The organism is Sulfitobacter sp. S190, from assembly GCF_025141935.1.
GTDB lineage: Bacteria > Pseudomonadota > Alphaproteobacteria > Rhodobacterales > Rhodobacteraceae > Sulfitobacter.
In genome coordinates, this window is the sequence record NZ_CP081120.1 from 2,877,268 (window position 1) to 2,900,169 (window position 22,902).

21 protein-coding genes are annotated in these 22,902 nt (G+C 60.8%); 8 read left to right on the forward strand and 13 right to left on the reverse strand.

Features of this window, described 5'->3' with window-relative positions; translation table 11 throughout:
• Positions 1-14: 14 nt before the first annotated feature.
• Complete coding sequence (gene katG, locus K3756_RS14385) at positions 15-2,210, reverse strand: catalase/peroxidase HPI (protein ID WP_259993567.1); 2,196 nt, start codon at positions 2,208-2,210, stop codon at positions 15-17.
• 104 nt (positions 2,211-2,314) lie between these two features.
• Here katG and K3756_RS14390 point away from each other — a divergent pair, with 104 nt between their 5' ends.
• Positions 2,315-3,220 (forward strand): hydrogen peroxide-inducible genes activator, encoded by a 906-nt coding sequence (locus tag K3756_RS14390; RefSeq protein ID WP_259988553.1) that lies wholly within the window; start codon positions 2,315-2,317, stop codon positions 3,218-3,220.
• On the opposite strand, the gene K3756_RS14395 is transcribed toward K3756_RS14390, so the two are convergent.
• The 3 genes from K3756_RS14395 to K3756_RS14405 all read right to left on the reverse strand — a co-directional run bounded on the left by K3756_RS14395 (position 3,217) and on the right by K3756_RS14405 (position 6,269).
• On the reverse strand, positions 3,217-4,728 hold the full coding sequence (locus K3756_RS14395) for a tripartite tricarboxylate transporter permease (RefSeq protein WP_259988555.1): 1,512 nt from the start codon (positions 4,726-4,728) through the stop codon (positions 3,217-3,219). The two genes, K3756_RS14390 and K3756_RS14395, sit on opposite strands and share 4 nt — an antisense overlap.
• Before the next feature lie 4 nt (positions 4,729-4,732).
• Positions 4,733-5,215: a tripartite tricarboxylate transporter TctB family protein gene (locus tag K3756_RS14400; protein WP_259988557.1), complete on the reverse strand. Its 483-nt coding sequence runs from the start codon at positions 5,213-5,215 to the stop codon at positions 4,733-4,735.
• 67 nt (positions 5,216-5,282) lie between these two features.
• Complete coding sequence (locus K3756_RS14405) at positions 5,283-6,269, reverse strand: tripartite tricarboxylate transporter substrate binding protein (RefSeq protein WP_259988559.1); 987 nt, start codon at positions 6,267-6,269, stop codon at positions 5,283-5,285.
• 103 nt (positions 6,270-6,372) lie between these two features.
• Here K3756_RS14405 and K3756_RS14410 point away from each other — a divergent pair, with 103 nt between their 5' ends.
• Genes K3756_RS14410 through K3756_RS14420 form a run of 3 tightly spaced genes read left to right on the forward strand, consistent with a single transcriptional unit; the run spans position 6,373 to position 9,375 of the window.
• Entirely contained in the window at positions 6,373-7,038 is a 666-nt protein-coding gene (locus K3756_RS14410; RefSeq protein WP_259988560.1) for a response regulator transcription factor, read from the forward strand.
• A complete protein-coding gene (locus K3756_RS14415; RefSeq protein WP_259988562.1) occupies positions 7,031-8,389 on the forward strand; it encodes a sensor histidine kinase in 1,359 nt (452 codons plus the stop codon). The genes K3756_RS14410 and K3756_RS14415 overlap by 8 nt, the downstream gene beginning before the upstream one ends.
• Entirely contained in the window at positions 8,368-9,375 is a 1,008-nt protein-coding gene (locus K3756_RS14420) for an ABC transporter substrate-binding protein (RefSeq protein WP_259988563.1), read from the forward strand. The genes K3756_RS14415 and K3756_RS14420 overlap by 22 nt, the downstream gene beginning before the upstream one ends.
• On the opposite strand, the gene K3756_RS14425 is transcribed toward K3756_RS14420, so the two are convergent.
• The 3 genes from K3756_RS14425 to K3756_RS14435 all read right to left on the reverse strand — a co-directional run bounded on the left by K3756_RS14425 (position 9,372) and on the right by K3756_RS14435 (position 11,459).
• The gene (locus K3756_RS14425; RefSeq protein WP_259988565.1) at positions 9,372-9,953 is read right to left on the reverse strand and encodes a chemotaxis protein CheB; all 582 of its coding nucleotides are present in this window, start codon (positions 9,951-9,953) and stop codon (positions 9,372-9,374) included. The two genes, K3756_RS14420 and K3756_RS14425, sit on opposite strands and share 4 nt — an antisense overlap.
• A 132-nt stretch (positions 9,954-10,085) precedes the next feature.
• Positions 10,086-10,703, reverse strand: a complete 618-nt coding sequence (locus K3756_RS14430) for a nucleoside/nucleotide kinase family protein (protein WP_259988567.1) — start codon at positions 10,701-10,703, stop codon at positions 10,086-10,088.
• Positions 10,704-10,787: 84 nt separating this feature from the next.
• Positions 10,788-11,459: a DUF1045 domain-containing protein gene (locus tag K3756_RS14435; protein ID WP_259988569.1), complete on the reverse strand. Its 672-nt coding sequence runs from the start codon at positions 11,457-11,459 to the stop codon at positions 10,788-10,790.
• Positions 11,460-11,517: 58 nt separating this feature from the next.
• Here K3756_RS14435 and K3756_RS14440 point away from each other — a divergent pair, with 58 nt between their 5' ends.
• Positions 11,518-12,660 (forward strand): alpha-D-ribose 1-methylphosphonate 5-triphosphate diphosphatase, encoded by a 1,143-nt coding sequence (locus tag K3756_RS14440; RefSeq protein WP_259988571.1) that lies wholly within the window; start codon positions 11,518-11,520, stop codon positions 12,658-12,660.
• 31 nt (positions 12,661-12,691) lie between these two features.
• Here K3756_RS14440 and K3756_RS14445 read toward each other — a convergent pair whose 3' ends face one another.
• From K3756_RS14445 to K3756_RS14455, 3 genes are all read right to left on the reverse strand, one after another.
• Entirely contained in the window at positions 12,692-13,468 is a 777-nt protein-coding gene (locus K3756_RS14445) for an ATP-binding cassette domain-containing protein (protein ID WP_259988574.1), read from the reverse strand.
• Complete coding sequence (locus tag K3756_RS14450; protein WP_259988576.1) at positions 13,468-14,577, reverse strand: ABC transporter permease; 1,110 nt, start codon at positions 14,575-14,577, stop codon at positions 13,468-13,470. Before K3756_RS14450 ends, K3756_RS14445 begins: the two co-directional genes overlap by 1 nt.
• A 73-nt stretch (positions 14,578-14,650) precedes the next feature.
• Positions 14,651-15,601, reverse strand: a complete 951-nt coding sequence (locus K3756_RS14455; RefSeq protein ID WP_259988579.1) for a sugar ABC transporter substrate-binding protein — start codon at positions 15,599-15,601, stop codon at positions 14,651-14,653.
• Positions 15,602-15,783: 182 nt separating this feature from the next.
• Here K3756_RS14455 and K3756_RS14460 point away from each other — a divergent pair, with 182 nt between their 5' ends.
• Positions 15,784-16,791 carry a LacI family DNA-binding transcriptional regulator gene (locus K3756_RS14460; protein WP_259988581.1) on the forward strand — a complete coding sequence of 336 codons (1,008 nt, stop codon included), beginning with the start codon at positions 15,784-15,786 and terminating at the stop codon, positions 16,789-16,791.
• Here the strand turns inward: K3756_RS14460 and K3756_RS14465 are convergent.
• The 3 genes from K3756_RS14465 to K3756_RS14475 are packed head-to-tail and all read right to left on the reverse strand — an operon-like array spanning position 16,785 to position 19,937.
• Positions 16,785-17,918 (reverse strand): Gfo/Idh/MocA family protein, encoded by a 1,134-nt coding sequence (locus K3756_RS14465; RefSeq protein WP_259988583.1) that lies wholly within the window; start codon positions 17,916-17,918, stop codon positions 16,785-16,787. The two genes, K3756_RS14460 and K3756_RS14465, sit on opposite strands and share 7 nt — an antisense overlap.
• 12 nt (positions 17,919-17,930) lie before the next feature.
• A complete protein-coding gene (locus K3756_RS14470; protein WP_259988585.1) occupies positions 17,931-18,821 on the reverse strand; it encodes a sugar phosphate isomerase/epimerase in 891 nt (296 codons plus the stop codon).
• 18 nt (positions 18,822-18,839) lie between these two features.
• Entirely contained in the window at positions 18,840-19,937 is a 1,098-nt protein-coding gene (locus K3756_RS14475; RefSeq protein ID WP_259988587.1) for a Gfo/Idh/MocA family protein, read from the reverse strand.
• 117 nt (positions 19,938-20,054) lie between these two features.
• On the opposite strand from K3756_RS14475, the gene iolD reads away from it, so the two are divergent.
• Together iolD and iolC are read left to right on the forward strand one after the other, a co-directional pair.
• Positions 20,055-21,920, forward strand: a complete 1,866-nt coding sequence (iolD, locus tag K3756_RS14480) for a 3D-(3,5/4)-trihydroxycyclohexane-1,2-dione acylhydrolase (decyclizing) (protein WP_259988589.1) — start codon at positions 20,055-20,057, stop codon at positions 21,918-21,920.
• Positions 21,920-22,897: a 5-dehydro-2-deoxygluconokinase gene (gene iolC / locus K3756_RS14485; RefSeq protein ID WP_259988591.1), complete on the forward strand. Its 978-nt coding sequence runs from the start codon at positions 21,920-21,922 to the stop codon at positions 22,895-22,897. Before iolD ends, iolC begins: the two co-directional genes overlap by 1 nt.
• The last annotated feature ends 5 nt before the right edge of the window (positions 22,898-22,902 follow it).

Here is a 22,902-nt window from a genome sequence, read left to right on the forward strand (position 1 = left end):
GCAAAGCGCTGCAATTACTTCAGATCAAAGCGGTCCAGTTCCATCACCTTGGCCCAGGCATTGACAAACTGCCGGGCAAACTCTTCCGCCGCGTCATCCTGAGCATAGGCTTCGGCCAGTGCGCGCAATTGCGAATTCGCACCGAACACCAGATCTACACGGGTGCCGGTGAACTTCTTCTCGCCGCTGACGACATCTTTGGCCTCAAAGACATCTTCATCGTCGTTGATCGCTTCCCAGACGTTGTTCATGTCCACGACATTGCGGAAGAAATCGTTGCTGAGCACGCCCTTACGGTCCGTGAACACACCGTGTTGCTGGCCGTCATAGTTGGCGTCCAGAACCCGAAGGCCCCCGACAAGAACGGTCATTTCCGGCGCGTTCAACGTCAAAAGTTGCGCACGATCCACCAACAGCTCTTCACCCGATACGTTGAATTTCTGTTTGGCGTAGTTACGGAAACCGTCGGCCATTGGCTCGAGCCAGGCAAAGTTTTCATCGTCCGTCTGTTCCTGCGTTGCATCGACACGGCCCGGTGTGAACGGCACCTCCATGTCAAAACCGCCATCCTTGGCGGCTTTTTCCACCGCGGCGGAGCCCGCCAGCACGATCATGTCTGCCAGTGAAATCGCCTTACCGCCTGTCTGCGCGTCGTTGAATTCGGCGCGCACGCCTTCCAGTGCATTCAGCACCTTGTCCAGCTGCGCAGGTTCATTGGCCGCCCAGTCCTTTTGCGGAGACAGCCGGATACGCGCGCCGTTTGCCCCGCCGCGGTGGTCGGACCCGCGGTAGGTCGAAGCCGAAGCCCACGCAACACGCACCAGTTCCGACACCGAAAGACCGGTTTCCAAGACTTTCGCCTTAAGCGACGAGATATCGGAGGCATCGACCAGATCATGATCGACGGCAGGCAGCGGATCTTGCCAGACCAAATCCTCTGCGGGCACTTCGTCACCCAGATACCGGATTTTGGGGCCCATATCCCGGTGGATCAGTTTGAACCAGGCGCGGGCATAGGCGTCCGCAAACTTGTCCGGATTCGCGTGGAAATCACGCGAGATTTTTTCGTACGCCGGATCCATGCGCATGGCCATGTCCGCGGTTGTCATCATGGGGGCGTGTTTAACGTCATCGCGGTGCGCATCCGGGACGGTGTTGACGTCACCGACCGGTTTCCACTGGTGGGCACCTGCGGGGCTTTTCGTCAGCTCCCATTCGTAGCCGAACAGCGTATCGAAATACGACATGTCCCATGTGGTTGGCGTCGGCGTCCATGCACCTTCGATGCCGGACGTGGTCGTCTCGTGACCGTGACCGCCGCCAAGCCCGTTGCGCCACCCCAGGCCCATCTGCTGGATCGGAGAGCCTTCGGGCTCCGCCTCGACCAGAGCCGGATCGCCCGCGCCGTGCGCCTTACCGAAAGTGTGCCCGCCCGCGACGAGCGCCACGGTTTCTTCGTCGTTCATGCCCATTCGGCCAAAGGTGTCGCGGATGTCGTAGCCCGATGCCAGAGGATCGGGGTTTCCGTCAGGACCTTCGGGATTCACATAGATGAGGCCCATCTGCACGGCAGCCAGTGGGCTTTCGAGATCACGCTCACCTGTGTAGCGCTTGTTGCCGAGCCACTCATCCTCGACACCCCAATAGATGTCGTCCGAAGGCTCCCACGTGTCCTCGCGACCGCCGCCAAAGCCGAAGGTCTCGAAGCCCATCGATTCCATCGCCACGTTGCCTGTCAGAACAAACAGGTCAGACCACGAAATCTGGTTGCCGTATTTCTGTTTAATGGGCCACAGCAGGCGGCGCGCCTTGTCGAGGTTGCCGTTGTCGGGCCATGAGTTCAGCGGCGCAAAGCGTTGCCCGCCTGTACCGGCGCCACCGCGACCGTCGGCGCTACGGTATGTGCCCGCGGAATGCCATGCCATGCGGATGAACAGCGGCCCGTAGTGGCCGTAGTCCGCAGGCCACCACGGCTTGCTGTCTGTCATCAGCGCGGTCAGATCGGCCTTGAGCGCTTTGAGGTCCAGTTTCTTGAATTCCTCAGCGTAGTTCACGCGTTTGCCGAACGGATCGACTTCGGCGGTGTGCTGGCTGAGGATCTTGAGGTTCAGCGCATTCGGCCACCAGTCGCGGTTCGTGCGCTTGTCGCTGGTAGGGGTCATTGGTGCGCCGTGCATCACGGGGCATTTACCGATGTGATTGCCGTCCATAGCTGTCTCTCCGATGTTGGTTGAATCGCTTTCTGACGTGAACATACCAGCCCCTATACATGGTTTGAAATTGTATTTTCGTATCGGAGTGATAATCTGAAGTTATGGATAGACTGACGATCAAACAGCTTCGCTATTTCGAAGCTGTCGCGGAACATGGCAATTTCGGGCGCGCTGCCGAGGCCTGCGGCATCTCGCAGCCCGCCATATCGGTGCAGATCAGGGAACTCGAAACATCATTGGGGCATACCCTGTTCGAGCGGGGCACCCGCACGATCAGCCTCACCTCCTTCGGGCAGGAGATCGCCACGCGCGCCCGCATTATTCTGATGGCGATCGATGATCTGTCCGAAATGGGCCGCGCGTCGCAAACGGGGCTGGCGGGCAAGTTGCGATTGGGCGTCATCCCGACAATCGCGCCCTATCTGCTGCCGCAGATCATTCTGGATCTGACCGAACAGCACGCCCAGCTGGACCTGCAAATTCGTGAAACGCTGACCGAAAAGCTGATCGCCGAAATCAAGGGAGGCCAGCTCGACGCGGCCATTGTCGCCTTGCCCATTTCCGAACCCGGCCTGATCGAGACGCCACTGTTCGATGAGACATTCCTGTTTGTGCGCCCATTGGGGGATGCGGACAAACCGGTGCCCGGCGCGCAAGACCTCGCAAAAATGCGGCTCTTGCTGCTCGAAGAAGGGCATTGTTTTCGCGAACAGGCGCTATCTTTCTGTACCATGCCAACGGCCCGCCCGAAGGACGGAATGGACGGCAGTTCGCTCTCGACGCTTGTACAGATGGTAGGCGCGGGCATCGGCGTGACCCTGATCCCGCAGATGGCCGCCCCCGTGGAGGCACGTTCGGCACCCGTGTGCGTGACGCAGTTCAAGGGCAAGCAGCCGCGCCGCAGCGTGGGGTTGGTCTGGCGCAGGTCCAGCCCGATGACCGCACAGTTCAAAACGCTGGCCGACCTCATTCGGACGGCAGGCCAGCGCATGTTGAGCGAAACCTAGTCTCCGTCGGCCACACCCGCTGCCCGCGCACGCGCCCTGCGGGCACGAAAGCTCGGCAAGAGGATCAGGACCACAGCGATGACCAAAAGCCCAAGCGTCATCGGCCGTTCCCAGATGAACGACATGCCGTCATAAAGCTGCATCGAGCGGGAGAAATTGTCTTCGAGCAGCCCGCCAAGGATGAACCCGATCAGCAGAGGCGCCAGCGGATAGTCCGCAAACTTCAATGCGGTCGCGCAAACGCCAAACCCCACGAGGATCAGCAACTCGGTCGCGTTGTTCTGGCCGATATACGCGCCCATCAGGGTAAAGAACAAAATGAACGGGATCAGGAAATTGCGCGGCACCGACAGCACTTTGGCGATGTAGGGGATCAGCGGCAGGTTGAGGATCAACAACACGAGATTTCCGATAAACATCGACATGATGACGGCCCAGAAAATCTGCGGCTCATCAACCATCAGCCTCGGCCCCGGCGATACGTTCAGCGCAATCAGCGCCCCCAGCAGAATGGCCGTGGTGCCCGACCCCGGGATGCCCAGCGTCAGAAGCGGAACAAACGATCCGGTACAGGCCGCGTTGTTTGCCGTTTCAGGAGCGGCCAGACCCTTGATCGCGCCTTTTCCGAACTCTTCCTGTTCGTGTTTGGGTGCAATGTTGCGTTCCACCGCGTAGCCGAGGAACGACGCGATGGTCGCCCCTGCCCCGGGCAGAACGCCGATGAAGAACCCTTGGATTGATTGGCGTCCGATCACCGGCGCGATCGCGCGCGCCTCCGTGCGGGTGATGCGCAAATCCTTGATCTCGCCTTCGCCGCTGCCGATGTCCTTGGGCTTGAGCACCAGAAAAAGCGCCTCGGGTAACGCGAACATCGCCATTGCCAGCGTGATAAACCCAAAGCCCGACTGCAGATCCATAATGCCCATCGTAAAGCGGGGCAGATTGAACAAAGCGCCTTCGCCGACCGTGGCCATGATCAATCCCAAGACCGTCATCATCATGGCCTTGGCAACCTGACCGGTGCCCGCAAATGCCGCGATGGCCGACAGGCCCACGACCATCAGCGCGAAGTATTCCGCCGAATGGAAAGCCAAAGCCACACGTGACAGCATCGGCGCAAAGATCATCAACAGGATCGCACCGATGGTACCGCCCGCAAAACTGGCGATGGCCGCGATGGTCAGCGCCTTGCCGGCCTTGCCCTGCTTGGCCATCGGGTAGCCGTCAAAGCTGGAGGCGACTGTCCCTGCAACCCCCGGCGCGTTGAGCAGGATGGAGGAGGTCGACCCGCCGAAAATCGCGCCGTAGTAGACCCCCGCCAATAGGATCAGCGCTGCGGATGGATCGCCCATGGAGATGGCCACAGGGATCATGATCGCGATGATCGACATAGGCCCCAAGCCCGGCAGCATTCCGATGAATGTCCCGATCAGGCAGCCGCCGATCACCATCAGCAGGTTTTGCAATGAAAAGGCCGTTTGCAGACCAATGAGAAGTCCTTCGAGCATGCCATTACCCTCCGATAAAGAACGGAAGCGGGCGCATGTAGATGCCCAGCACTTCCTGCACAAGATACCAGACCACCAGCGTGGCAATCAGCGCGACAGGGACCATGATGTGCCATTTCCGTTCGCCCAGAATGAACGATCCGGCAACAAGGAATACGACTGTCGAGCCGATAAAGCCCATCGGTCGCAGACACAGCGCATAGGCAACCATCAGGGCCAAAAGCGTCAATGCCTGACCAAGCTTGTACTCGTGCAGACGGCGGTAGTCGATTTCCGCCTCTTTCGCTTCCGATTTCTCCAGACCCAGCAGGATAATGAGCGATGCGGCGATCCCGAGGACGGACAAGACCTTCGGAAAGGTGCTTGGCCAGATCGGGTTGCGCTTCATGAAGGGGGCCAGACCCGCGTCCATGGTGAAAAAGGCCGTGTAGCCATAGGCCACGCAAATGCCGAGCAATATCAATGCAATCCAACGATCAAGCGCCATTGTCCCCTCCCCGTGAAAAGAAAAAGGCAGAGCGGTCGCCCGCTCTGCCTTGTTGTCGTGAAACGGCTTACAGGAAGCCCAGTTTCTTCATCAGATCACCGATGGTTTTTTCCTGATCTTCAAGGAAGGCTTCGAAGTCGTCACCGGGGTTATGGATGTTGACCCACCCGTTGCGCGCGCGCACTTCTTCCCATTCCGGCGTGTCGTACATCTTGGCGATTGCGTCCTGATAAGCGGCCTTCTGCTCTTCGGGCAGCCCCGGCGCGCCGAAGAAGCCACGCCAGTTGACGAACTCGGTATCGATGCCCTGTTCTTTCATTGTCATGGCATCGGGGGCTGCATCCACGCGCTCGGGCGATGTAACGCCGATGATCTTGACTTCGCCTGCCGCCGCGAGATCAACCGCTTCGGAGAAGCCTGTCGACAGGGCCGCGATTTCACCTGACAGCAGGGCCGCCATGGCTTTGCCGCCAGCATCATAGGGGATGTATTTTACGCCCAAAGCGTCTTTACCGGCGGCTTCCATGACCATGGCCGCAACAAGATGGTCCATGCCACCCGGGACAGAGCCGCCGCCAATTGCCGTTGCAGCCGGATCGGCGTCATAGGCCGCCAGCAGATCGTCCATCGAATTGATCGGGCTGTCCTTGCCGACAACAATCGCGGCGTAGTCACCGATTGTGCCTGAGACCAAGGTCAGGTCACGGAAGTTGTGCGGGAACACACCCGTCAGCGACCGGATCACGATGGGCGTGGAGTTGACCATCAGCGTGCCATGGTTGCTATCCGCGTTTTCGATCAGGTAGCCGATGGCCTTGCCGCCGCCGCCGCCAGACATGTTCTCGTAGGATGCCGATCCGACCAGACCCGCGTTTGTCAACGCTTCGCCGGTGCCGCGTGCGGTGCCGTCCCAACCGCCACCGGCGCCTCCGGGGATCAGAAAGTGGATGCTGTCCACAACCTGGTGACCATCGGCCAGCACGGGGCTACCAAAGCTCAGTGCGGCGACGGCCGAAGCCATCAGGGCGCGGCGGCCCAGTTTCAATGTCGTCATGTTATCCTCCCATTTGACAACCCAAGCCTTGGCGGCTCAGTTGATGGACATAACCATGGCAACCTGACACAGACCTGTCACGCGCCGCAAAAAGAGGCTGGATGTGAAGTACCTGCTGATCGAAGACAACGCCGAATTGGCGAATGCCATCTGCTCCCGAATTCGGCTGGACGGACATGTCATTGATCATGCTGATAAAATTGATACGGCAATCGGGTTTTCACAAGCTGGCGAATACGATCTGATCTTGCTCGATATCATGCTGCCCGACGGGGACGGTCGGAGTTTCCTGCGCGCCCACCGGGATGCGGGCAACGACACTCCGATCATCGTGCTGACCGCCCGCAGCCAGGTCTCCGACAGAATCAGCATGCTCGATCTGGGGGCCGACGATTACGTTACCAAACCCTTTGACCATGCCGAGCTTCAGGCGCGGTGCCGGGCGGTTCTGCGCCGCAAGACCGGCAGCATCCAGACGGTACACCGCTTTGGTGATGTGACATTCGACCCCGTGGCAGGCCACCTCTCTGTGCGCGGCCAGACGCTGAATTTACGCAACCGCGAGCTGCGCCTGCTGGAACAGCTGATCCGCGCACCGGGTCAAATATTTTCGAAGCAGAAGCTATTCGACCGGCTGTTTTCCTACGATGACGACGTGTCGGAGAACGCGATCGAAGTCTACATCGGCAGGCTGCGCAAACACCTTGACGGCACGTCTGTTACGATCAGCACACACCGTGGACTGGGATACCGACTGGACCATGACTGACGCGCTCGCCATTCGCGGATCGCTGCGCAAACGTCTGGCCTATGCGCTTACCGGGGCCGCTGCGGTTCTGGCCATCCTGCTGTTTGTAGTTGTCCGGTCCTACGCCGCGCGGATCGCGCAGGACGGACAGGATGCCATTCTGGGGGCATCTGTCACATCGATCCTGGATGCCGCTGTCCTGCGCAACGGGCTGGTCGAGATCGACTTCCCCTACGCCGCATTTTCCATGCTCACGACCCCGTCTGACGATCGTGTGTTCTATGCAATCTGGCGCGACGATACACTGCTCTCCGGCTACGATACCTTGCCCCGCGCGGCACAATCGGACAGCGGATTCAGGACCGTCGTTGTGGACGGTGTACCCGTGCGGGCCGCCGATGCCACCCGCACGCTGATCGGATCGGACGTGCGCACGCAGGTCACCGTTTCCGTTGCTCAAACCCTTGATGACCTGTCTGGCACGCTCAACCAGATCTCGCGCACGGTCGCGGGTTTCGGGCTGGGATTCTTCGTGCTGGCAAGCCTGCTTTCGATCTGGGCCACGTCCACGACAATCGGACAGCTCAAACGGCTGAGTACCTCGGTCGCGCGGCGCGGACCGCAGGATTTGCGCCCGTTCGAACAACCCGTACCGGTCGAAATGGCCCCCTTGGTCGGATCGCTCAATTCACTGATGGGCCGGCTCGATCAGTCGCTGCAGCAGTCCGAGGATTTCATCGCCGAAGCCGCCCACCGCGTGCGAACGCCACTCGCCACGGTCCGCTCCTATGCGGAAGTCACACTGCAACGTGTCGACAAGCAGGAAAACCGCGACAGCCTGCGGGCTATGGTGCGTGCCATCGATGAAAGCAGTCGCGCAGCCGGACAGCTGTTGGATCACGCGATGATCACCTTCCGGACCGACCATCTGCAGCGCGAGCCGATCGACATGGTCGAGCTGGTGACCGATCTGGTTCAGCGTCTCACGCCCGTCGCCGAAATGCGTGATGTCGAATTTGCACTTACCCATGATCCGCGGGTGACGGTGCAGGGCGACCCGATCCTTGTCCAGAACGCGCTGCGTAACCTGATCGACAATGCTTTGAAATACGCGCCCGAAGAAACCACCATCCGCATCGGCGTGACTGCCGGGCCCCAGCCGTCCGTCACAATACGAGACGAGGGCCCGGGCTTCCCGCCTGATGAAATCGACACGCTGGCGCACCGGTTCGTGCGTGGGCGAAATGCCGGTGCAACGATCGGGTCGGGGCTGGGCCTGACAATTGCGCGGGACGTGGCCGTGGCACATGGCGGCTCTCTGACCCTGTCCAACAACCCGGAGGGCGGCGCATGCGCATTCTTGTCCTTTTAGCGTTCTGGCTCTGGCCCGGTGTCGCCCTCTGCCAGGATTGGGAAGATCGCAGGCTGTTTGGCGCGGCCGACGCACCTACTGTGCTGCGGATCATATCCAGCACCGACACCTCGTTCTTTGTACCCATCATCGAAGAGTTCACCGCCGCATCACCCGACGTGGCCGTCGAATACCTCGTCACGGGCACTGCCGATCTCGACCGCGTGTTCCGCGCCAGTCCCGAAACATTCGACCTCGCGATTTCGAGCGCGATGGATTTGCAGCTCAAACTCACAAACGACGGTTTGGCGCGGCGCATCGAAGGACTTGATCATCCCGTTTGGGCCGTGTGGCGGCAAAGCCTTTTCGGCTTCACGACAGAACCCGCGGCCATTGTGATCCGCAAGGCGGCTTTTGCGGGAATGCCCCTGCCGCAGGGCAGGCAAGATCTGATCGACGCCCTGCGCGCGCAACCCAACCGGTTCCGCGGGCGCATCGGTACGTATGATGTGCGGCAATCCGGTCTGGGCTATCTCTTTGCCACGCAGGACGCCCGCGCGTCAGAGACCTTCTGGCGCCTGATGGAAGTGATGGGCGGACTGGGGACGCAGCTTTACTGCTGTTCCGGCGATATGATCGATGATCTGGTCGAGGGCCGCATTGCCGTGGCCTATAATGTGCTGGGCAGCTATGCCGCGGCCCGCGCACAGCAGGATGACAGCATCGAAATCATTCTTCCCTCCGATTTCCCGACCACGATGATGCGCACAGCGCTGGTGTCACGGTCTGCCCCCCACCCCGATCAGGCCCGCCAGTTTCTGGCGCATCTGATCCGCTTTCAGGCCGCGCAGGGCGGGAAAGGCACGCTGCCACCGCTCGATACATCACCCGATAACGGGGCCGCGTCGGCAATTGCGCTGGAGCCTGCCCTGATGACCTATCTCGACACGCTCAAACGCAGGACATTCCTGCAGGAATGGACAGACGCCGTCATTCAGGCAAACTAGCTGTCAGCATCACCGATCAGGTCGCACAGCCATTCGCCAAGTTCCGTGGCCGACAAGATGGCAGCGGGATGGTCGGAATTGATCACGCTGCGCGGCATGCTTTCGTAGATGGCGTCTTCGGGGTTTTGAACGATGGTGCGCCCGCCCATGTCATAGACAACCTGAGCCCCGCGCATCCCGTCCTTGAGCAAGCCCGACAGCACCACCGCAACCGCCTTATCCTGGTACTCGGCCGCCAAAGTCATGAACAGCGCATCGATGGACGGGCGAAACCCGGATTCGCTGACTTCTTCGGACAGGCGCACACTGCCCTTGCGGAACAACGCATGTGTGGCCCCCGGCACCACGTAAACGGTACCGGCCTCAAGTTTGGTGTCGGTCTCGAGCTTGACGATGGGCAGGTTGATCTTTGCCTGCAAAACAGTGTCGAGCCGCGATGAAGGATCGCTGTGAATGGCAATAACGATCGGCGCATTCAACCCCTCCGGCAGCGCCCTGAGCAATTCGACAACTGCCGTAAGGCCGCCCGCGGATGCACCAATCGCCACCACGAAGGTGTCGGTATTGTCTTTACTCATGTTAGAGCTTTCTGGCGCCATGCCCTAGGATGTTGTGCCGCAGTATGCCTGCTTGGTCCCCTATTGCCAGCCCAATCGGAAATTTCTTTGATTTACCGAGGCATGCAGAGGCCAACACAGACACGGCACAGATCAGACGCTTTGCACTGTCAGGTCCGCCGCCACGCTTTCGCGGATGACCGTGCGCCCGTTGGGAAGGTCATTTTCCTCGAGCTTTGCGACGATCTGATCTTGTGACAGCCCGTAGCCCTGCCAGCGTGCGATCAACCGGTCACGCAGCACTGTCTCACTGACCGCGATCATGACCGTCAGGTCAAACAACGGTCGCAGCGTCGACCACGGGGCTCGGTCGAGCAGCAGATAGTTCCCTTCGACCAAGAGGGTTTGCACCGATTGAGGAACGATCGCGGCCCCTGCGCGAGAGGTCTCGATCGACCGGTCAAAAAGCGGGATGGCCACCTCTGGCGCGTCGTTGCGGGTCAGCCGCTGCAAGAGGTGATACAATCCTCCCACATCGAATGTGTGTGGCGCGCCCTTGCGCGACAGGTGCCCCCGCTCCTGCAAAACGCGGTTGTCGTAATGAAAGCCGTCCATCGGGATCACTGCCGCATTCGGCAAACGCGCGGCAAGTCCTTCGGCAAGCGTGGACTTGCCCGACGCAGGCGCCCCCGCCACGGCGACCAGCCTGCGGCCCGCTGGCAAAGCAGCAAGTCGCCCGTAAAGCGCGTCTGCCGTGATGTCCTGTGACATTTGGATACCCGTCTGAGGCGGCAGTGCCGCATGATGGCCCAACGATTGCGCAATCGCTCGGGCGTTGGCAACCCCGGTCGGGGCTTACTTGCCGGTCAGCGCGAACCGGTCAATTTCGTGGAACATGCCATCCGCATCCTGACCCACCAGCGTCAGCGCATCGAGACAAAATGGCGTCGGAAGAACATCGCGAAAAAAGGAGACCGCCAGCGGTACGATCCGCGCCGCATCCTCGACTGGCGAGGTCAGCGTCATGTGGAACCGGAACTCGTCCATCACATAGGGATAGCCCCAAGCGGTCAGGTAGCGTTCCTGCGCCACGCTCAGCTTGCGCTTGCGACGGCGCGCAAGTTCCGATTTCGACGCAGGCGCGCGATACGTGTCGAGCCCGGTGACGACCCGCGCGGCCAGATCCGCCAACGCGGCCGTATCACCGACCGGCTTGAGCGCGACAAACCTGCCCAGCCTGCTGACCGAAAGCGTGGTAAGCGTGACAGCTGCCAGATCGCCCGCAAGCTTTTCGAGATCGGCGGCCAACGCTTGGGCGGTCTGACCTTGGGCAAGGTGGAAGGGCGGCTTGATCGTTGCGTGAAACCCGTATTTGCGCGGCACCCGGGTCACTTCGGCAAGGTCCACACCGGCAAGCACCGGATGCAGAGAAGACCGCCCCCGCGCGATATCCCAACCCAGCCAGGCTGCGCCCTTTTCCGCCAGCCCCCCTTGCGGCGTGAAATAGACTGCGTATCGTTCGAACATCGGTTGCTCCCCCTGCCCTGCCATGCCCCTGCGCATGCCAAAGCGATATGACGGTCCTATGACAGAACAGACAGTATTTTCCAACGCCCGACTTGTGCTGCCCGACAGGGTGATCGAGGGCGCGATAACGGTTGCAGATGGCGTCATCACGCAGATCGATGAAGGTGCCACGCGAAGCGGGGATATAGACTGCGGCGGCGCTTTCATCGCACCCGGTCTGGTCGAGTTGCACACTGACAATCTGGAGCGGCACATGACACCGCGGCCCAACGTCGGCTGGCCTGCGGTCGCGGCGATCCTCGGCCATGACCGCGAACTGGCCGCCTGCGGGATCACCAGCGTCTTTGACGCGATACGTGTGGGTGCGATCGTATCCGACGGTGCAAAGCGCTACGGACGCTACGCCCGCACGCTCGCCGACGAGCTGCATACGCTGGACAGGCGCGGTGCGCTCAAGATCAGCCACCGGATCCACCTGCGGGCCGAGATCTGCTCCGAAACGCTGGGCGAAGAGCTGGCCGAGTTCGACAGCGACGACCGCGTCGGCATTCTGTCGGTCATGGATCACACCCCCGGACAGCGCCAATTCCGTGATTTGGCGAAATTCGAGGCCTACGTGCGTGGTAAACACGCCATGTCGGCAGATGCTTTCGCACAGCATATCGACCTGCGCCACGCCTTGCGCCAGAGCCATGGTGACGCGCATGAACAGGCCGCGTTTGCGGCGGCGCACCGCTTGGGTGCGGTGCTGGCCAGCCACGACGACACGACCGCCGCGCAAGTCGCACAAAGCGCGGCGCGGGGCATGCAACTGGCCGAGTTCCCCACGACGATTGACGCGGCACAGGCCTGCGCCGCGCATGGGGTCGCAACGATGATGGGGGCCCCGAACCTCGTGCGGGGCGCCAGCCATTCGGGGAATGTCGCAGCGAGCACGCTGGCGCAAGCGGGGCTATTAGACATACTGTCGTCGGATTATGTTCCCGCGGCCTTGCTGCATGGCGCGCTGATGCTGGCCGAGATGTGGAACGACCTGCCGCGCGCGATCGCAACGGTCACATATGCACCGGCGCGGGCGGCGGGCCTCCCCGATCGTGGTGCTTTGCAGGTCGGACAACGGGGTGATCTGATCGTGTTTGATACGCTCGGCACATCCCCCTTGCTGCACCAGACCTGGGTAACAGGCCGCAGGGTCGCCTAGTACAGACGCCCGCGGGGCCACATTGAAGACCCTAGACTGTTCCGCCAAGCGATCCTTCGAGACTTGCCAGTTCCTGGCCGCCGGCCATCATATCCTGCAACTCCTCGGGCGTAATCTCCCCGCGCTCGGCCGTGCCAAAGGTCGTTCCGCGGTTCAACACTGTAAACCGATCCCCGACGGCCATCGCGTGGCGCACATTGTGGGTGATGAAAACCACGGAAATGCCCTGCTTGCGCACCTTGTCGACCGTCGCCAGAACGTTAGCCGTCTGGCGCACGCCCAGTGCGGATGTCGGTTCATCGAGGATGAGTACTTTTGCCCCGAAATACACCGCGCGCGCGATGGCGACCGTCTGGCGCTCTCCGCCCGACAACGTGCCGACCGCCTGATCGGGCCCGCGCAGATTGATCCCCATCTTGCGCATCTCTTCGAGCGTGACGCGATTGGCGAACTCGTGATCGAAGAACGACATGCCCGCGACTTTCTTGATCGGCTCGTTCCCCATGAAAAAGTTGCGGCTGACGCTCATGAGCGGGATCATCGCCAGATCCTGATACACCGTCGCGATCCCGGCGGCGATTGAATCGCGCGGGTCGTCGAAATGCATCGGCGCGCCTTCGAAGAATATTTCTCCGGAGGTGGGTTTGTGTACCCCCGCCATGGTCTTGATAAATGTCGACTTGCCCGCGCCGTTGTCGCCCAGCAGGCAATGACATTCACCGGGATAGAAATCGACCGTCACACCGGCCAGCGCGATCACAGAGCCGAAATGCTTCTGGATGTCTTTCATGCGGATGATCGGATCCATCAGCGTTCTCCCGTGATCAGACGGCGAATGTAGGTATTGAGGATCACCGCCAGCAAAAGGATCACGCCCAGGAATACCCGGAATAGAGAGCTTTCCACATTGGCAAAGAACAGGCCCTGTTGCACCATCCCGAAGATCAGCGCGCCCAATGCGGCCCCGATCACAGAGCCGTAGCCACCGGTCAGCAATGCGCCACCGATCACCACCGCGATGATGGCCTCGAACTCCTTGAGCAGGCCACGGTCAGCCCCCGCCGAGCCGAATTCCATCACCTGGCACACGGCAAAAACGGTCGCGCAGAATGCGGTGCCCATGAACATCAGGATCTTCACGCGGTCGACCGGAACACCGGTGTAGCGTGCCGCCTGCGCATCACCGCCAGCCGCGAAAATCCAGTTTCCGAACCGTGTGCGCGTCAGCAACAAATGACCCACGATGATCAAGAAGATGGCCCAGACGATCAACATCGGAATGCCGTCAACCACCGGCTGGCCCTCGCGGTTGCCACGCGTGAAGGTCGCGATCATGCCCGCATCCCCTAACCACTGGAAGATCGGGCCACCGATCTTGGCCCCGAACAACGGCGCGAGCCAATCGCCCTCCGCCGCTTCGCGGATGCCGCCAATAATCGTTTTGGATTCCACCGTTTGCGGAATGAAGATGGTGAACCCGCGCAAGATGAAGAGGGTCGCCAGCGTCACGATGAAGCTTGGCAGCCCCGTCTTGATCACGATGTAGCCATTGAGCGCGCCGAAGGCCACGCAGATAACAAAGGTGATGATGATGGCCATCCACATCGGCCAGCCGATAACGACGCCGAAAATGGCAACCATCATGCCCGCAAAGCCAATCATCGACCCAACCGACAGATCAAATTCGCCAGCGATCATCAGCAGGCACGCGCCGACGGCGATGATCATGAACTGCGCGGAAACCGTCGTCCAGTTCAACACACCCTGTGCATTGAACATGCCGCTGTCGAAAGCAAAGAGAAGAAAGAAGGTAAAGACGGCAACCGTGCCGACCATCCCACCCAATTCAGGCCGGATCAACGCCCGCCTGAGCGACGACATTTCCTTGACCCGTTCGTCCGATGTTGTGTCTGTCATGGCCCCGTGTCCCTGCTTTCTGGCACAAAAAGGGCGGGTCCGGTCAATCCGGCCCGCCCCAAATCGTCATTTCTTAGCGGTATTCGCCCGCGAATTCCTCGACCTTGCCCAGCGCGTCTTTCGTCACGAAACCGGGGCCCGAGTTGATGTTGTTGCCCGGCAGAACGCCGTAGCGATCGTAGTTCGCGAGAACCACTACCGGCAGGTAGGCCTGCAGGAAGGGCTGCTGGTCGATTCCCCAGTTGATGGTGCCGTCCTTGATACCGTTCACGATTTCAGTGCCCAGATCAAAGGTGCCAAAGTAGATGTCGCCGGCGATGCCCATTTCCTTGACCGCGAGGATCGTTGGATCGGCAGATGTCGGGCCAAGCGTCAGGATCGCGTCGGTTTCGGGGTTGGCCGTCAGATAGGCCGTGACGCGGTTCTTGATCTCGGCGGGATCCTGGCCTGCATCGATCATGCTGTCGCCCAGCTCAATCCCCAGACCATCGGCAAATCCGCGGCAGCGCTCTGCGACGACCGTATTGGAAATAACGTGGTTCACACAGACAAAGCTGCCTACGCCGTCACGCTTGGCGCGCATACCGGCGGCAAATCCTGCGTCATATTCGGGTTGGCCCACAAACATCAAAGCGCCGACTTCGGCAACCTGCTCGGGCGTGCCGGAATTCATGATGATCACGTCGATGCCCTGATCGACAGCGGCCCTAACCGGACCGGACAGCACCTCAAAATCCGCAAGCGTTGTGATGATGCCGTCGGGCTGCGACGCCGCGGCCTGCTCGATAATCCGCGCCATATCGGCGAGATCACCCGTCGGCGGGTTGCGATATTCCACATTCACACCCAGCTGATCACCGGCCAGCGCGATGCCGTTCTTGATGGTGTTCCACCAGCTGTCGCTGTCAGGAGCGTGGCTGACCAGCACATAGTTCAGATCATCGCCGTGACCGTCCGCCGACGCCATCAAAGGCGCCGCCACCACGGCCGCCGACAGCATCATCGATTTGATAATGGATTTCATGTGATTCCTCCCAAAGGTGCCATGTTTTCTGGCTGTTCGAGCAGGCCGCAGCCTCCCTAGCGTCAAGACAACCATGGATTCGATTTTTTTGCAACCGGTTGCAAAATCAATTGTCATTTTTTCTGCTGCCGCTACGCTGTAGAGCAGGATACCATGCGGCAGCGCAGCGAAGGAAACGGGTGATGGCACCAACTCTCAAGGATGTGGCCGAACGGGCCGGTGTATCGACCTCGGCGGTTTCCCGTACATTTACCGACGGCGCATCTGTTTCCTTGAAAATGCGTAAAAAGGTGGAAAAGGCCGCGGGCGAACTGGGCTACAGCCCGAACTTTCTGGCGCGCAGTCTGACAACGCGACGGACAAAATTGATCGGACTGGTATCCAACAACTTCCACAACCCCATCTTCCTCGAGGTCTTCGATCTTTTTACCCGCGGACTGCAGGACAACGGTTTGCGCCCGCTGCTCGTCAACCTGTCCGACGAGACCGACCCAGAGGAATCTGTGCGGATGTTGCAGCAATATTCGGTCGATGGGGTCATCGTGGCGTCCTCCACCCTGCCGCCGGGGTTTTCCAAGGCCTTTCGCGAACGCAAGATGCCAGTCGTCAATACCTTCGGCCGCTATTCAAGCAGCCCCGAGGTGCATGTCGTCGGCATCGACAACGTCGAGGCGGGGCGGATGGCGGCGCGTGAATTGATCGACCGGGGATATGAAAGCGTCGCCTTTCTTGGCGGACCGGAAAAAGCGACCTCGACGCAGGACCGGCTCAAGGGGTTCTCCGAAGAACTTTCCGCCCACCCCGGCATCACCCTCAGTCACAGCTTTGCCGACGCCTATTCCTTCCGCGCAGGGCGCGTCGAAATGCTGCGCTTGGGCGACAAACCTTTGGCGCAGGCTTATTTCTGCGGCGATGACGTCCTGTCCATCGGCGTGCTGAGCGCGATCAAGGATCTGGGTCTGAGCGTTCCGGACGACATAGGTCTGATCGGTTTCAACGACATGGAAATGTCGGGTTGGGAAAACATCGCGCTGACCACAATTCGGCAACCCATACAGCAAATCATCAACTCGTCGGTCGAGCTGATGGAAGCGATGCTGGACGATCCGGACCGCTATCCGGAGGCGCGATTGTTTCCCTGCCGCGTGGTCGAGCGGGGGACATTGCGCCCCCGCCGCCCGTCTCACTGAAACATGGGCGGGCGGGCGTCTACCCACGCCCCATTGTCCTGCGCCGACGCAACCGCGGCATAAACCGCAGCCATGGAGCGCAGACCGTCAACGGCCAATGGCAACCCGTCGCGCGTTTCTCCTTTGATCGCGTCGGCCAGATCGACATAGATATTGGCAACGGCCAATGGAAAGCCTTCGGGATGTGCGATGGCCACGCGGCTGAGCCTGCCCGCCTCGTCCGACAGGCTGCCTTCTCCTTTTTCCATGATCTGCGTCCGGCCCCCGACGGGGGTATAATAGACCTGATTGGGCTGTTCGGACGCCCAGCGCAAACCGCCCGTTTCGCCAAAGACCTGAATGTCGAAACCGTGCTGCCGGCCGATCGCCACGGATGAGGTCCACAGCCGACCAACCGTGCCGCCCTCCATCCGGAAGTTGACCATCGCATCGTCCTCCAGTTCCCGACTGGATATGGTCGAGGCAAAATCTGCCGACAGACTGCGCACTTCGTCACCGGCGATAAAGCTGGCCATGTGCATCGCGTGAATGCCGCAGTCAGCGAACTGCCCGGACACCCCTGCCATCCCCGGATCATAGCGCCAGCGCACCCGCGGGTTGTCGGCATCGCTGGCGTCGCCGTGGTGTCCGTGGCTGAAGTTTGCGACGACAAGACGCACACGTCCCACCTGCCCGCTGCGCACCATCTGGCGCATTTCGCGGACCATCGGATAGGCGGAATAGCAATAGTTCACCGCACAGATCTTCCCCGATTTCTCCGCGACGCGCACAATTTCCTCGCCCTGCTCAACGGTCATGGTCATCGGCTTTTCGCACAGCACGTTGAATCCGGCTTCGAGAAACGCCTTTGTAATCTCGAAATGGGTGTTGTTGGGTGTGGCCACCGTCACCAGATCCACGCGGTCGGGCCGGTCGCGTTCGCCCTCCAGCATCTCTTTCCAATCGCCGTAGGCGCGATCTTCTGCCACGCCGAGCTTTTGGGCAAAGGCCTTGCCGCGGGCCGCATCCACATCCAGCGCACCGGCGGCCAAAACAAAGTTTCCGTCAGCCTGCGCGCCCAGCCGGTGTGCGGGCCCGATCTGGCTGCCTTCGCCGCCGCCGATCATGCCCCAGTTCAATCTTGTCATCTCTACTTTTCCTTAAAACCCAATGGATTGCAGATATTCGCGGTTGGCGCGCGCGTCCTCGAGCGGAGTACCCGGCATCGACGGATCGCAATCCTGCTCCACCGTGCACCAGCCTTCGAACCCCGCCTCAAGCAACCGTTGCCGCACGGCAGGGAAATCGACATCACCCTGCCCGAGGTTGCAGAAAATGCCCTGACCGCAGGCTTTGTAAAAATCGGTCCGCTTTGCGACCACGTCTGCCTTCACCACCGGATCGATGTCCTTGAAGTGCATATAGCTGATGCGGTCCATGTGCCTGTCCATGAAGGCCACGGGATCATACCCTGCGTAGGAATGATGGCCGGTATCGAAGCAAATCTTCAAAATGCTTTCGTCGACTTCGTCCAGCAGGCGTTCGAGTTCCGGCTCGAAGTCGATGAACCCGGCAGCATGGGCGTGGATACCCACGGTCAGCCCGTATTCTTCGGCCCCCATGCGCGCGATGGTGGCGATGCGGTCACGAAACGCGGCCCATTCGGCGGCGTCCATCTGCTCTGCCTCATCGGCACGACCGGCTGTGGGCGCACGGCGCGGCGAAATGCTGTCAATCAGCACAAGATGCTGCGCGCCATGTGCTTTCAGCGCCTTGCAGGTCCGGACCGACGCGTCCAGCGTGTCGTCCCATTTCGCGGGGTCATGGAACGCGCGGAACACCACGCCGCCGATGATTTCCAGATCCCGTTGTGCCAAGGCCGGGGCCAGCACGGCGGGATCTTCGGGCATGAAACCGATCGGACCAAGCTCGATCCCCCGGTAGCCTGCGCCGGCACATTGGTCCAGAACCGACTGCCACGTGGGGTATGCCGGATCCGAGGGAAATTCGATGCCCCATGAACAGGGTGCATTGCCGATTTTGATGGTCATATCTGGTCCTTCGTTGGGTCAGACCGACGCCACGTCGACCCATGCCTTGGCACGCGAAGACGCCATGGCGGCGGTGATGATCTGGTTCACATCCATGCCGTCCTTGAAAGTCGGCCAAACGGGTGTTCCGGTCTCGATCGCGCGCAGGAAATCACGCGCTTCGATAATTATCTGGTCTTGGTATCCGGTTCCGTGTCCGGCCCCCTGACAGAACGGCAGGTAATCGGGATGCGCGGGGCCCGTTAAAATCTTGCGAAATCCGCGCACCGCTTCGGGATCGCTCGCCAAGTAAAGCCAGACCGCATTCTGATCTTCCTGATCAAAGCGGATCGCCCCTTTGGTCCCCGTGATTTCGTAGGCGTACCCCATTTTGCGCCCGTGCGTGATGCGGCTGAAGTACATCTGCCCCATCGCACCATTGTCGAACCGGCACATCATCTGGCCGTGATCGTCATTGTCCACCGCACCGCCCGGGCGCACCGCGTGCACGGTTTCCACTTCGGCAATCAGCGACCTGATCGGCCCCACCAACGCCAGTGCACCATTTACCATGTGAGGCGCCAGATCACCCATCGTGCCGTTCGCGTCACCCTGCGTGCGCCATGTCGCCGGACTGTCGGGATCGGCCAGAAAGTCTTCGGTGTGCTCGCCGCGGAACCATGTCACATCGCCGATCGTGCCATCGGCGACCAGCTGTCGCGCGAACTGGCTGGCCGGTGTGCGGATATAGTTGAACCCCGTCATCGAGATATGACCTTCGGCTGCCGCCACCATCGCACGGCTGTCCGCCAAGGACGCGCCCAAGGGCTTTTCGCAAAAGACCGGCTTGCCCAGTGCAAAGGCAGCCTCGGCAATGGCGCGGTGCGTGGCCTGAGGCGACGCGATGACCACGGCCGCGACCCGGTCGTCGCGCACCAATTCCTGCCAGTCCGATGTGGCGCGCGCGAACCCGAATGCCTTGCAGTAGCCTTCCGCGCTCGCGTCACTGCTGGCGCATACCATTTCAAGCCGCGGGCGTAGTTTCGTGTCGAAAACCGCGCCAACCGCCGCCATTGCGACCGCGTGCGCCTTGCCCATGTAACCGCCGCCGACGATTCCAATTCCGATTTCAGTCATGTCGCGGCTCTTTGTTTGAAATTAGGTTTGCAACCGGTTGCAAAATTAGTATCCTCAGATTCGAAATCGCGCAAGCGGCAATCGCCTTTTCGGCGTGTTTGAGGAATGACCGGGCACATGACGCACGACACGATCACATTGACCACTGCGCAAGCCATCATCCGCTTTCTGGAGAACCAGTACATCGAAATCGATGGCACGGAATGGCGCATTTGTGGCGGCGGTTTTGGCATCTTCGGACATGGCAATGTTACCTGCCTTGGTGAGGCGCTTTATGACGCCCGCGACGCTCTGCCGCTTTATCGCGGCCAGAATGAACAAAGCATGGGCTTCGCCGCAGCCGGATACGCCAAGCAGTGGCTGCGTCAGCGCTTCATGTTCTGCACGGCAAGTGCGGGTCCCGGCACGGCCAATCTGCTCACAGCGGCGGCGCTGGCGCACGCAAACCGCCTGCCGATGCTCATGCTATGCGGCGACACGTTCCTGACACGCTTGCCTGACCCCGTGTTGCAGCAGCTTGAGCACTTCGGCAACCCGACCCTGGGCGTCAACGATGCGTTCAAGGCCGTCAGCCGGTTCTGGGACCGCATCACGCATCCCGCCCAGATCCTGCAATCGCTGCCGGCGGCGCTCAACACCATGCTGGACCCTGCTGATTGCGGACCCGCGTTTCTGGGGCTGCCGCAAGATGTACAGGGCTGGACCTACGACTACCCCCGCAGCTTTTTCGACAAACGCGTACACCACATCCGCCGGCAAGCGCCCGACCTGCAGGAAGTGGTTGCCGCGGCTGAAGCAATTGCGCAGGCAAAGCGCCCCATGATCATCGCAGGTGGAGGCGTTCAGTACGCAGACGCCGTGGCGGAGCTTACGCAGTTTGCCGAACGCCATGACATCCCGGTGGTCGAAACCATCGCCGGGCGCGCGAATATGCTGCAGGATCATCCGCTCAACATCGGCCCCGTCGGCGTGACCGGATCGGACAGCGCGAATACAATTGCCGAACGTGCGGACGTCATTCTGGCCGTGGGCACTAGGCTGCAGGACTTCACGACCGGATCATGGACCGCGTTTGCCCCGGATGCACGGATCATCGCGCTGAATGTGGGGCGTCATGACGCAACAAAACACCTCTCCATGCCGGTTGTCGGCGACGCGAAACTTGGGTTGAAGCACCTGACCGATCACCTCGGCGACAGCCGTGCGCCCGCAGACTGGACCGCCCACGCACGCGATGAACGCGCCAAATGGGTTGCCTATACCGACGAAATCACCACGCCCTCGAACGGTCCGAATTCCTACGCGCAGGCCATTCGCGTTGTGAACGACCGCTGCCATGCCCGCGACCGAGTGGTCGCCGCCGCAGGCGGTCTGCCCGCCGAGGTCACAGCACACTGGCAAACCAAAGATATCGGCACCGTCGATGTCGAATTCGGGTTTTCCTGTATGGGTTACGAAATTGCGGGCGGATGGGGTGCCCGCATCGCCCAGTCCGAGCGCGAACCGGACCGCGAAACCATCGTGTTCACCGGTGACGGCTCTTATCTGCTGATGAATTCCGACATCTATTCCTCCGTTCTGACCGGCAAAAAGCTGATCATTTGCGTGCTCGACAACGGTGGCTTTGCCGTCATCAACAAGCTGCAGAACAACACCGGGAACGAAAGCTTCAACAACCTGATCGCCGATTGCCCGACCGTGCCCAACGCCTTCGCTGTCGATTTCGAGGCCCACGCCGCCGCCATGGGCGCGCATGCCGAAACCGTCTCGAACCCGACGGAATTCGGTGCGGCATTCGAGCGCGCGCAATCGGCAGATAAAACCTGCGTCATTGTGATGAAAGTGGACGCCTACGACGGCTGGACCACCCAAGGTCACACGTGGTGGGAGGTAGGCACACCGCACGTGTCGGATCGCGCCAGCGTGCGCGAAAAGCACGAAGAGATCGAAGCCGAACGCGCCAAACAGCGCAGGGGCGTGTGATGCGCCGGGATGTCCTCGACGGGATCAAGGCCGGAAAATTCATCGTGGTTGGCCGCGTGGGGATGGATCTGTCGCCCAGTGACCGAAGCCGGACCGAACAGGCAACCGATATGTTCGTGGCGATGGGGGGCTCTTCGGCCAATATCGCGGCGGGGCTGGTCAAGCTGGGCCTGACAGCGGATCTTGCGACCTGCGTGAGCGACGATGCCGTGGGGCGCTATTGCCTTAACCAGCTTGATGCCTACGGAGTGGGCCGCGAATACGTGCGGACAATCCAGGGCGAAGAACGTACATCTCTTGCCATCTACGAAACGCGGGTGGAGGATCACCAGTCGGTCATCTACCGCAACAATGCCGCGGATTTCCGGATGAACGCCGACGATATCGACAACATCGATTTCGACAGGTTCAGCGCCCTGATCACGGCAGGCACGGTATTTGCCGCCGAACCCAGCAGAACAGCGGCCTTTCGCGCGTTCGAGCGGGCCAAGGCCGCAGGAATCCCGATCATCTTCGACGTTGACTACCGCCCCTACAGCTGGCCCTCCCCTGCCGAGGCCGCCGATGTGCTGTCGCGCGCGGGTGCAATGGCGGATGTAATCGTCGCCAACGATGAAGAATTCGGTTTCATGGCGGGCAGCTATGACAAGGGCCGCAGCAAGGCGAAATCGCTGGCAGAAGAGGGCGCTGCGATCGTGGTTTACAAGATGGGCCAGAACGGCGCAGTGACCTTTGCGGGCGGCGACACGATCGAAACCGGTATTTATCCCGTGGATGCCGTTAAGCCAACCGGCGCGGGCGACAGCTTCATGGCCGGTCTGATGGCCGCGCTGGCCGAAGACCGGTCCTTGCACGACGCCCTCCTGCGCGGCTCTGCCTGTGCATCGATTGTCGTCTCGCAGCCCGGCTGCGCGCCTGCCATGCCGACCACTGACCAGCTGGAAAGCTTCCTGCTCGATCATCCCGGACCCACCTGAAAGGA

Coding starts and splice junctions, on each gene's coding strand:
- katG (WP_259993567.1), bottom strand. CDS start 2,210: ATGGACGGCAATCACATCGGTAAATGCCCCGTGATGCACGGCGCACCA.
- K3756_RS14390 (WP_259988553.1), top strand. CDS start 2,315: ATGGATAGACTGACGATCAAACAGCTTCGCTATTTCGAAGCTGTCGCG.
- K3756_RS14395 (WP_259988555.1), bottom strand. CDS start 4,728: ATGCTCGAAGGACTTCTCATTGGTCTGCAAACGGCCTTTTCATTGCAA.
- K3756_RS14400 (WP_259988557.1), bottom strand. CDS start 5,215: ATGGCGCTTGATCGTTGGATTGCATTGATATTGCTCGGCATTTGCGTG.
- K3756_RS14405 (WP_259988559.1), bottom strand. CDS start 6,269: ATGACGACATTGAAACTGGGCCGCCGCGCCCTGATGGCTTCGGCCGTC.
- K3756_RS14415 (WP_259988562.1), top strand. CDS start 7,031: ATGACTGACGCGCTCGCCATTCGCGGATCGCTGCGCAAACGTCTGGCC.
- K3756_RS14420 (WP_259988563.1), top strand. CDS start 8,368: ATGCGCATTCTTGTCCTTTTAGCGTTCTGGCTCTGGCCCGGTGTCGCC.
- K3756_RS14425 (WP_259988565.1), bottom strand. CDS start 9,953: ATGAGTAAAGACAATACCGACACCTTCGTGGTGGCGATTGGTGCATCC.
- K3756_RS14430 (WP_259988567.1), bottom strand. CDS start 10,703: ATGTCACAGGACATCACGGCAGACGCGCTTTACGGGCGACTTGCTGCT.
- K3756_RS14435 (WP_259988569.1), bottom strand. CDS start 11,459: ATGTTCGAACGATACGCAGTCTATTTCACGCCGCAAGGGGGGCTGGCG.
- K3756_RS14440 (WP_259988571.1), top strand. CDS start 11,518: ATGACAGAACAGACAGTATTTTCCAACGCCCGACTTGTGCTGCCCGAC.
- K3756_RS14445 (WP_259988574.1), bottom strand. CDS start 13,468: ATGGATCCGATCATCCGCATGAAAGACATCCAGAAGCATTTCGGCTCT.
- K3756_RS14450 (WP_259988576.1), bottom strand. CDS start 14,577: ATGACAGACACAACATCGGACGAACGGGTCAAGGAAATGTCGTCGCTC.
- K3756_RS14455 (WP_259988579.1), bottom strand. CDS start 15,601: ATGAAATCCATTATCAAATCGATGATGCTGTCGGCGGCCGTGGTGGCG.
- K3756_RS14460 (WP_259988581.1), top strand. CDS start 15,784: ATGGCACCAACTCTCAAGGATGTGGCCGAACGGGCCGGTGTATCGACC.
- K3756_RS14465 (WP_259988583.1), bottom strand. CDS start 17,918: ATGACAAGATTGAACTGGGGCATGATCGGCGGCGGCGAAGGCAGCCAG.
- K3756_RS14470 (WP_259988585.1), bottom strand. CDS start 18,821: ATGACCATCAAAATCGGCAATGCACCCTGTTCATGGGGCATCGAATTT.
- K3756_RS14475 (WP_259988587.1), bottom strand. CDS start 19,937: ATGACTGAAATCGGAATTGGAATCGTCGGCGGCGGTTACATGGGCAAG.
- iolD (WP_259988589.1), top strand. CDS start 20,055: ATGACGCACGACACGATCACATTGACCACTGCGCAAGCCATCATCCGC.
- iolC (WP_259988591.1), top strand. CDS start 21,920: ATGCGCCGGGATGTCCTCGACGGGATCAAGGCCGGAAAATTCATCGTG.